Origin of the sequence: Aeromonas sp. R4-2, from assembly GCF_040908295.1 — a bacterium.
In the GTDB taxonomy this organism is placed as follows: Bacteria; Pseudomonadota; Gammaproteobacteria; order Enterobacterales; family Aeromonadaceae; genus Aeromonas; species Aeromonas veronii.
Map to the genome: position 1 here is coordinate 475,640 of NZ_JBFODL010000014.1, position 9,064 is coordinate 484,703.

Consider the following 9,064-nt stretch of genomic DNA (forward strand, 5'->3'; position numbering starts at 1 on the left):
GGTTTGAGGACGCCCTAGGGCGCTTTGCTCCCCATGATAAGGGCTCCCAATCACCATAAAAGGCAGGTATCCATGTTCTCTTTCTATTGGCTGGCGTGGCAACGCGCCCTGGATTTTTCGGGTCGCGCCACCCGGGCCGAATGTGGGTGGTTCATGTTGGGCCATCTGCTGGTCACCCTGATCTGCATCTGGCTGGACGTGCTGCTTGCCAATCTGGGCTGGTTGGATCTGGGCTACGGCCTGGTGAGCAGCCTGCCCCTGATTGCGCTGATCGTGCGTCGCTTGCACGACACCGGCCGCTCCGGTTGGTGGGTCTGGGTCTTTCTGGTGCCGGCCGTGGGGCCCTTGCTGCTTATCTATTTGCTGGTGCAGCAAAGCGGGGCAACCCATGTTGGCAAGGAGGCATCGGCATGAGACACGCACTCTGGCTGTTTATGTTGTGCTGCTCGCTGGCGGTGGCCGCTCTCGACAATCCCCACGATTTTCCCAAGGGAGCGCTGGGCCTGCTGCAGGTCGACAGCCTGACCCGTGGCGAGCTGCTGTGGATGCAAGGGCGGGTGGGGGAGGGAACCTATATCACCACGGATGCCAAGGGGCGTCACTGTGCCATCCGGGTGCCGGTGGCGGTCGGCAAGGTGGCGAGCAGCGGCCTTGGCATCGACTCCGCCACGGGGTTGGCCATCGTCGTCATGACGCCGCGGCTCGATGCGGCGCTCAGCAAGGGTGAGCGGGTGAACAGCCGCGACTTCATCTTCTCCCGCGAGGCCGCTGACACGGCGGTCGACGGCTATATCGTCAGCGGGATCGCGACCGACGAAGGGTTTGTGCTGAACTCGCGGCTGCGCTGGATAGCCTGGCTGCTGGAAGACAAACCGGCACTGCGCTGTCAATAAGGCCTCCCTCGTCGGGAGGACGCGCCGGCCAGGAAAGAGCCGCTGGCCGGTGCGCTTACTGCCACACCTCCTGCCCTTTGGCATTGAGCAGGGTGTGGAAGAGATAGTGATCATCCCGATCGTAATAGACGGTAATGGTGTGGCGCTGGGTGTAGTCCGCCGCCACGCCGGCCACCGTCATCGGCACCAGGATCAGCTCCCCCAGCCCCATGGTCACGGCGCTCGCCGTGGCTTGCCCATTACCGTCAGCGCGCTTGTGGATCTTGCCGAGCACGGTAAAGCGATCGCAGCCCTGCACCTTATCCTCGGTCAGAAAGGCGGCCTGCTGGCAACGCTGGGGCTCGCCCAGCTCGGCGCGAATGGTCGCGCGGGTTTCCTCCGATACAAGGGTGTTGCGAAAGCGCCCCGCGTAGTGATCGATGGCGGCGGCACAGCCACCTAGCAGCAATGGCAGCGCGAGCAGCAGCGGATGAGAAATACATACAAGACGATTCATAAGGACAAGACTCCGTTATTGCGCCAGTGACGCGCTATCTTGGCCACATCGCTCCGGCTCGCTGCGATGCAAAAAGGTGGTCAGGGTATCGCGCGGCGGCGTGATGCCGCACTGCACCAGAATCCGCCCGATGGCTCCCCTGTGATAGCCGCCATGAGTCACCAGATGGAGCAGCATTTCATCGCGGCTCATCTGCCCCTTGTCACCATCGACAAAGCGAAACGAGAGCGGGGTTGCACCCTCTTGCGGGCTCAGCGACGCGACGTAATCCACCAGCCAGTTATCCAGCTTGGTAACTGCGCTGCGCAGGGCGGTGAGGGTCGGTGTCTCCGGCGTATTGGTAGCGGTAAAACCGTGCCGTTCCCCAAGCAGATTGGCCTGGAAGATGGCATCGACCACATGGATATGGTTGAAGATCCTGAGGCAGGTGTGATGTGCCTCGCCATATTGCTGCGCATCGAGCGTGGCGATGGCATCCAGCAGTTCGCCATCGGCCCAGCGTTTGTAGTGAAAGAGGGATTGCAGTGTCTTGTTACTCATCGCGTCCTTGCCCTTGTCGCTTCGTGAAGTGCGGCATGTTAGCCAAAATGGGCTCAATACGAAACCCATTCTGTTGCAGCTTTGGCCCCCGTCATACAAAAAGCCCCGAGAGCTGGCGCTGTCGGGGAAGAGGAAAAATATCGACAAGGAATTACAAAGGCATTGGGCCAGGCCTGAACGGGATCAGGCATCGACATAGAGCACTTGGCCGCTAATAAGCGCCCTTTTTTCGGGACATCCACCTTTTTGACAGCAGTGAGTGCCTAGACTAGGCTGGTATTCCTATGAGGCCTATCAAGGCTGTTCACTGTTAACCATAACCGGAAGGATCCGACATGAAAGCGATGGCTGCAGCCCTCTTGCTCCCCCTGATTCCCCTTGCCGTTCAGGCGGGGGCGCCCGTGTGGATTACCATTGGGGCCGATAGCGGGGTTGAACTCAAGCAGGTCAATGCCAAGCTCTCCCCTCTGTTCAGTGCCAGCGGGGCGCCTGTCCAGCTGGCCCAGATTGAGGCAAGCGAGCTTGGCTCCCTCTCGCATCTGATGCACGAAGGGCACCAGCGCTGCGGCGGTTATGTGGTGCACACGACCCTGGCCGATGCGCTGCAGAGCATGGCCCAGCCCCTCAGCCAAAACCTGTTCAGCGCACCGCCGTTGACCCAGGGGGCCAGTGTCAACCGGCTGCTGCCTCATCTGGATCAAGGCAATATCGCCAGCACCATCAGCAAGCTGTCCGGCTGGCGCAACCGCTACTACACCACCCCCACCGGCACGCAATCCGCCGACTGGGTGGCCAGCCAGTGGCAGAGCCTCGGCAGTACCTTGCCATGGGCCAGCGTCAGCCGGGTCAAACATAGCGGTTACCCGCAACAATCGGTGGTGCTGACCCTCAAGGGAAGCCGCTATCCGGACGAGGTGGTGGTGCTTGGTGGCCATCTCGATTCCACTGCCGGCTCGGCTCCCAACAGCAAGACGCTGGCCCCCGGCGCCGATGATGACGCCTCCGGCATCGCTACCCTGACCGAGGTTCTGCGGGTCATCGCCGAACAGGGCCGCCAGCCGGAGCGTACCCTGCAATTTATCGGCTATGCGGCAGAGGAGGTGGGCTTGCGGGGCTCCAAGGATATCGCCAGCCGCTACAAGGCGGCCAACACCAAAGTATTGGCCGCGCTCCAGCTGGACATGACCAACTACAAGGGCTCGGCGAACGACATCGTCTTTATGACCGACTACACCGACAAGGGGCTGACCGGCTATCTCACCCAGCTGATCGATGCCTACCTGCCGCAAATCAGCTATGGCTATGACAGTTGTGGCTATGGTTGCTCGGATCACGCCTCCTGGCACAATCAGGGCTACCCCGCCGCCATGCCGTTCGAGTCACGCTTTAGCGAATACAACCCCAGGATCCACACGGCGCAGGATACGTTGCAAAACTCGGATCCCTCGGCTGGCCACGCTCTCAAGTTTGCCCAGCTGGCGACCAGCTTTGCCGTTGAAATGGGCAAGATAAACTGAGTCAAAGACCGCTGCACAAGCCCAAAGGAAGGGAGTCTCGACTTCCTTCCTTTTTTCTATCTTCTGTGCGGCTTTGCCCCCGCCATACAAAAAGCCCCGAGAGCTGGCGCTTTCGGGGAAGAGGAAAAACATCGACAAGGAATTACAAAGGCATTGGGGTCAGGCCTGAAAAAGATCAGGCATCGACATAGAGCACCTGACCGCTAATAAAGCCATCGACGGAGCGCTCAAACGCCTTGACGACTAGGGCGCCCGGCACCGGCTGGAAGCCGGGCATCATCTCGCCATATACCTCCCACGCCTCTTCCAGTACGGTCGGGTTGACCGCATTGATGCGGATGCCGCGGGGCAGCTCGTGGGCCACGCACTGGACAAAGGTATCGATGGCGCCGCTGGTGGTGGCATCGGCAATGGCCAGCGGGATCGGCTTGATATTGAGGATGCCGGAGATCAGGGTGAAGGAGCCCCCCTGATTGATGTAGTTGAGGCCGACATTGACCAGATTGATCTGGCCCATCAGCTTGCTCTGGATGGTGGTTTGCCACTGCTCTTCGCTCATCTCGCCAAAGGGGGCGTATTCGCAAAATCCTGCGGTATTGACCACCGCATCGAAGGAGCCCACGTTTTGGTAGAGCCGCTCGATTGACTCCTTGCTGGTGATATCCACCTGAAAATCACACCCCTCACCGGAGCGGCTGGCGGTGATCACCTTGTGCTTGCCCAGACCACTGAGGGCGGCTTGCCCCATTTTCCCCTGAGCACCAATCAGAATGACAGTTTTCATCGTTAACCTCGCTTTGCTGGAAGAGCTGCAAGGTTAGAGAGCCACTGATACAATGTAAATCATGGGTAATTTGTATGTGATACAACTTAAATTGGTGAGGTGAGGGTGGAGAAGATCGATATCAGGCAGATGCGGGTGCTGGTGCTGCTGGTCAGATACAAGAGTGTGTCGCGGGTGGCCGAGCTGCTGGAGATCTCCCAGCAGGGGGTAAGCAGTCATCTGAAAAAGCTGCGCGATCTCTTTCCCGCCGAGCTCTTTATCCGCCAGAGCGCCGGGTTGCAGCCGACTGACTACGCCTGCGAGCTGGCTGACAAGTTCGAGCAGATCCTGGCCGATATCGACGGGGTCTTTGTGGCAGCCCCCTTTGATCCGGCCAGCAGCCAGCGCACTTTCAGGGTGATGGCCAACGAGTATGCCCAGCTCGCCATTATCCCAAGGTTGGCGAGCGCTCTGCGCAATCGGGCGCCCTTCATCCGGCTCGATGTGGTGGATTTTCAGGCCGAGCTGCATCTGGACGCGCTGGCCAGTGGCGAGACGGATCTGGTGATTGGTTTTGATGCCTATATCGACTCGGGGTTGCTGCGCGCCACCCTGCGCCGGGATCACTACTGCTGCGTGCTGCGCCAGGACTCCCGATATCTTCCGGATAATGCCCAGCCGCAGGATATGGCGGCCATCCCCTTTGTGCAGTTCGCCAACAGCGTCGGCAATTTCGAAGGGCAGATGAGCCCGCAGCAGGTCGCCAGCTCGGCGGTGGCGACGCTCCCCTGTTACACCTCGCTGCAAGCCTTTATGTCGGTCAATGACGTGGCGGCCTGCATCCCGTCGGCCATCGCCGCCCTCGGGGATTTTCGCTTGCTGGAGCTGGCCGGGGCGCCGCAGCAGTTCGAGGTGGTGGTCGGCAGGCACAGGAAAAGTCAGGGCAATCTGGCCATCGAGTGGATGGCGGAGGTGATCAAGTCGGTCAGCGCTCCAGCCATGCCCGGATAACGTCGCCGTTTGCACAGATCTGCACACGCCAGCCAGCGTGCTAACGGCAGGCTGGATCTGCGGGGGAAATCCTGCGATGGTGCGGGCAGTTTTCCGCTTGTCCCGTTATTGAGTGAAAAGGAGTTGAGATGCGCATTGCCATGATTGGTCTGGGGGATATAGCCCAAAAAGCCTATCTGCCGCTGCTGACGAGCAATGAGCGGGTCACCCCGCTGCTCTGTACCCGTAATCCGGCAGTGCTGGAAAAGCTGGCCCGCCAGTATCGGATCGCCGAGTGTTTTACCGATGTGGCGGCCATGCTGGCCAGCCGCCCCGACGCCGTGATGATCCACGCCGCCACCGCCGTTCATCGCGAGCTGGCCGAGCAGTGCCTGCGCGCAGGGATCCCCACCTTTGTCGACAAGCCCCTGTGCGACAATCTGGCCGAGGCCGAGGCGCTGGCCAACCTCGCCATCGCGCAGGATTGCGCCCTCTTTACCGGCTTTAACCGCCGCTATCTGCCCGCCATGGCCGAGGCGCGGGCCCAGCCGCTCACCGAGCTGAATTGGCAGAAACATCGCTTTGCCCTGCCCGGCAAGGCGCGGGATTTTATGTTCGACGACTTTATCCATGTGCTCGACAGCCTCTGCTTCTATGGCGGCGTGCCGGACGGCGACTTTCATGCGGTATTGCGACCGGATACGAAGGACAACAGCCTGTTGGCCGGGGTAAGCGTCAGCTGGCAGAGCGGCGATCGCGCCATCAGCGGCAGCATGAACCGCAGCGCCGGGATCACCGAGGAGCGCATCGACGCCTATGGCGACAATCTCTCCCTGCACCTTGAGAACTGCACTCGCGGCAGCATCGCCCGCGACAAGCAGGCGCAGATGCTTAGCACCAACGACTGGCAGCCGGTGCTGGCCCAGCGCGGCTTTGCTGCCATGCTGGAGCACTGGTATCAGCAGATTGAAATCGGCAAAGCGGATCGCGAGCTGATTACCTCCTACCTGCATGGTCACCGGCTGGCAGAGCAGTTGGTGGCGCTGGCTGACAAGCGGGGATAAGGCTGGCTGGCAGTCTGAGAGATATGAAGACGAGGTGCGCGAAGATAGCGCACCAAACACAACGGGGGGCCGCAGTTGCGGCCCCCCGTTGTTATGGGATGAGATGCATGGGATCAGATGCACTTCACCGGTTTGGGCAGGCCGCCAATCTTGGTCGCCTGCTTGGCGGGCCCTTCCGGGAACAGCTTGTAGAGATAGCGGCTATTGCCCTTCTCGGGGCCGTACTGCTTCTCCATCGCCTTGACCAGCGCGCGGATGGCGGGGGAGGTGTTGAACTCCAGATAGAAGGCGCGCACAAAGCGCACCACTTCCCAGTGCGGCTCCTCAAGCGTGATCCCCTCCTGCGCCGCCAGCACCAGTGCCAGCTCCTCGCTCCAGTCGTTGCTGTTGAGCAGGTAGCCCTTGGCATCGGTCTCGATGAGTTGGCCGTTGAATTCCAGCTGATGTTTTTCGGACGCAGACATGGGGGCTCCTCGCTAATGTGGCTATCAGGATTGGGCGGGCATGGTAGCGCCTTGATCCCCGGTGAGCAACCGGCTCTCGTTGGCCAGATGCAGCAGCTGATCCGCCAGCTCGCTGATCAGGTTGAGCTGCTGGGTCAGCATCAGCTGCTCCTCGCTGCTATCCGGACTTATCACCGGGCACTGACCACCGATGGAGCTGGAGGGGTTGCCCGCCAGATGGCCAGCGGCCTGCTCCAGGGTGTGGCAGATGTGGTGGCGCACCTCATCCAGCCCGCTGATGGCCTCCAGTTTGTCGCGATGGGCCCCCAGCGCCGAGATGTAGGAGAGCAGGGCGTGGTTGCGCCAGGTGAGGGTAAAGCAGAGATCGAGGAAGCGGCGGCGCTTTTGCGGCTCCACCAGCATGCTCTGCCAGGCGGTAGCCAGTTCGCTGTCCGCCAGATGGGCGCTCTTGCGCGCCACCCGATAGTCGATGGACTCGTCCCGCTGCTGCTTGAGGCTCGCCAGCACCGCCGAGAGGTAGCGGGCGTTGGCCGAGAGTGAATTGGCGATCAGGGTCGGCAGCCGCTTGTACTGCCAGTCCGGCCAGAGCCAGGCCACCAGCCCGTAGGAGATCAGGCAGCCGAGCAGGGTATCGAGCAGCCGCGGCCCCAGAATGGCAAAGCCGATACCATCGAGCAGGTTGAACGCCATCAGCACGTAGAGGGTGATAAAGCAGACCGCGGCGCTGTAGTTGTTGCGCACCTGGGTGAAAAACAGGAAGGCCGCCAGCCCCATCACCACCAGCTGAACGTGCAGCTCGGGGAAGAGCCAGAGCACCGGAATGCCCACCAGAATGCCAGCGAAGGTGCCGAGCATCCGCTGCACCAGTCGGCGGCGGGTGGCGCTGTAGCTGGGTTGGCAGACAAACAGCACGGTCAGCAAAATCCAGTAGCCCTTTTCCAGATCAAAGGCTTGCAGTATGCCGTAGCCGATCACCAGCCCGAGTGACAAACGCAGCGCATGGCGAAACACCATGGAGTGCAAGGTGAGGTGCTGCTTGAGCTGGGTCAGCAGCGGCAGGCGGGGCGGGCGCGCCAGCGCGGGCAGATCTTGCTCCGGCTGTTCGGGGTTTTGCAGCACTTCGGCGCTGCCCAGCAACTGGTTGATGCTGGCCAGATTGCGGCGCAGGAACTTCATCGGCGTCAGCAGGGTTTTCGGGTAGTGCTGCTTGAGATTGGTGAACTCCAGCTGATCGCCGAGGGCCTCCAGCGTCCAGTGGATGCGCTTGTTATGGGCGTAGGGCTTGTGCACCAGAATGGCGTAACCGAGCCGCTGGCACGCCTCGGAGAGCTGCAGGAACACCTCCTGAAATCCTTCCAGTACTATGCCCTGCTTGAGCTCCGCTTCCAGTCGGCTGTAGGGGTAGTGGCTGGAGGTGGCACGCTCGTGAATTTCCAGCGCCAGCAGGTAGAGACGCAGCAGGCTGGCAAGCTCGGGGCTGGCCGGATGGCGGCGGCTCAGGCGGGCGTTGAGGGCCGATTTGGTGAGGGTCAGCGCGCTCACCAGATTGATGTTGAGCTGGGCCAGATTGTGGCGAATGGCCTGGGCGCCGTGCTCGTCCGCCGGGAAGAAGCGGGATTTTTCCAGCAGGTAGCGACCAAGGGCGAAGTAGCTCTGGGCCAGCTGCTCGTGCAGGGTCTTGTAGGGCAGCAGCCAGAGCCAGATAAACGAGACCAGCCCGTACCAGAGGGCGCCAGCGCCGAGGGCCAGCGGCTGGTAGAAGAGATCCGGCGCCTTGGCGGCACCCAGCATGGTGTAAATGGCGATCAGCAGCGAGCCGAAGCTGATGGTGGCGTAGCGGGCACCGAGCGCCCCCACCATCACGAAGATAAAGGTGGAGCTGGCCAGCCCGATGGCAAACAGCCAGGGGGTGGGGTAGAGATACTGCACGCACAGGGACGCAAACATGAAGCAAATCAGCGTCATGGCGAGGTTTTTAAGGCGTCCCCACAGGCTGTCGTCGGTTTCGGCGATGGCACCTGCCACTACCCCGAGGGAGAACAGCACGGTGAGCTGGATATTACCGGTGGCCAGGGTGAAGGCGAGCAGACCGAGAATGGCCAGCAGCACTTTGAGAGCGAAGTAGATGTGACTATCGGTCAGCAGTCGGCGTAACAAACCGGAGAATTCCATGGGCATGCTAGGCACCACCCTTGAGCGAAGCAAAATCGATGTGACTATCAATCAGTAGTCGGCGCAGCAGGCCAGAGAGATCCATCGGCATGAGACAGGTGAAACCCTTGATCGAAACGAGAGCGAGATAGTAACCCGCCAAGCGCGAAGTGGCCCTGATCCAAA

Annotated in this window: 10 protein-coding genes; 5 read left to right on the forward strand and 5 right to left on the reverse strand. The window is 61.1% G+C overall.

Annotation, left to right across the window (positions count from 1 at the left end; all coding sequences use genetic code 11):
• Positions 1–72 precede the first annotated feature (72 nt).
• Together AB5Y99_RS12680 and AB5Y99_RS12685 are read left to right on the forward strand one after the other, a co-directional pair.
• Positions 73–414 carry a DUF805 domain-containing protein gene (locus AB5Y99_RS12680; RefSeq protein ID WP_257725313.1) on the forward strand — a complete coding sequence of 114 codons (342 nt, stop codon included), beginning with the start codon at positions 73–75 and terminating at the stop codon, positions 412–414.
• On the forward strand, positions 411–893 hold the full coding sequence (locus AB5Y99_RS12685) for a hypothetical protein (protein WP_279460461.1): 483 nt from the start codon (positions 411–413) through the stop codon (positions 891–893). The genes AB5Y99_RS12680 and AB5Y99_RS12685 overlap by 4 nt, the downstream gene beginning before the upstream one ends.
• 55 nt (positions 894–948) lie before the next feature.
• Here AB5Y99_RS12685 and AB5Y99_RS12690 read toward each other — a convergent pair whose 3' ends face one another.
• Complete coding sequence (locus AB5Y99_RS12690) at positions 949–1,389, reverse strand: hypothetical protein (protein WP_368209821.1); 441 nt, start codon at positions 1,387–1,389, stop codon at positions 949–951.
• A 15-nt stretch (positions 1,390–1,404) separates the two neighbouring features.
• Complete coding sequence (locus AB5Y99_RS12695; RefSeq protein ID WP_279497671.1) at positions 1,405–1,929, reverse strand: DinB family protein; 525 nt, start codon at positions 1,927–1,929, stop codon at positions 1,405–1,407.
• Positions 1,930–2,264: 335 nt separating this feature from the next.
• Between AB5Y99_RS12695 and AB5Y99_RS12700 the strand changes: the two genes are divergently transcribed.
• Positions 2,265–3,446, forward strand: a complete 1,182-nt coding sequence (locus AB5Y99_RS12700; RefSeq protein ID WP_279460464.1) for a M28 family metallopeptidase — start codon at positions 2,265–2,267, stop codon at positions 3,444–3,446.
• A gap of 175 nt (positions 3,447–3,621) precedes the next feature.
• Here AB5Y99_RS12700 and AB5Y99_RS12705 read toward each other — a convergent pair whose 3' ends face one another.
• Positions 3,622–4,230, reverse strand: a complete 609-nt coding sequence (locus tag AB5Y99_RS12705) for a short chain dehydrogenase (protein ID WP_368209822.1) — start codon at positions 4,228–4,230, stop codon at positions 3,622–3,624.
• A gap of 105 nt (positions 4,231–4,335) precedes the next feature.
• Here AB5Y99_RS12705 and AB5Y99_RS12710 point away from each other — a divergent pair, with 105 nt between their 5' ends.
• Positions 4,336–5,220, forward strand: coding sequence for a LysR family transcriptional regulator (locus AB5Y99_RS12710; protein ID WP_368209823.1), 885 nt, complete (start codon positions 4,336–4,338; stop codon positions 5,218–5,220).
• A 128-nt stretch (positions 5,221–5,348) separates the two neighbouring features.
• Positions 5,349–6,263 (forward strand): Gfo/Idh/MocA family protein, encoded by a 915-nt coding sequence (locus AB5Y99_RS12715; RefSeq protein WP_368209824.1) that lies wholly within the window; start codon positions 5,349–5,351, stop codon positions 6,261–6,263.
• A gap of 113 nt (positions 6,264–6,376) precedes the next feature.
• On the opposite strand, the gene AB5Y99_RS12720 is transcribed toward AB5Y99_RS12715, so the two are convergent.
• Both AB5Y99_RS12720 and yccS read right to left on the reverse strand, forming a co-directional pair.
• Positions 6,377–6,727 carry a TusE/DsrC/DsvC family sulfur relay protein gene (locus tag AB5Y99_RS12720; protein ID WP_019446869.1) on the reverse strand — a complete coding sequence of 117 codons (351 nt, stop codon included), beginning with the start codon at positions 6,725–6,727 and terminating at the stop codon, positions 6,377–6,379.
• Positions 6,728–6,751: 24 nt separating this feature from the next.
• The gene (yccS, locus tag AB5Y99_RS12725; protein WP_279460468.1) at positions 6,752–8,905 is read right to left on the reverse strand and encodes a YccS family putative transporter; all 2,154 of its coding nucleotides are present in this window, start codon (positions 8,903–8,905) and stop codon (positions 6,752–6,754) included.
• Positions 8,906–9,064: the final 159 nt, after the last annotated feature.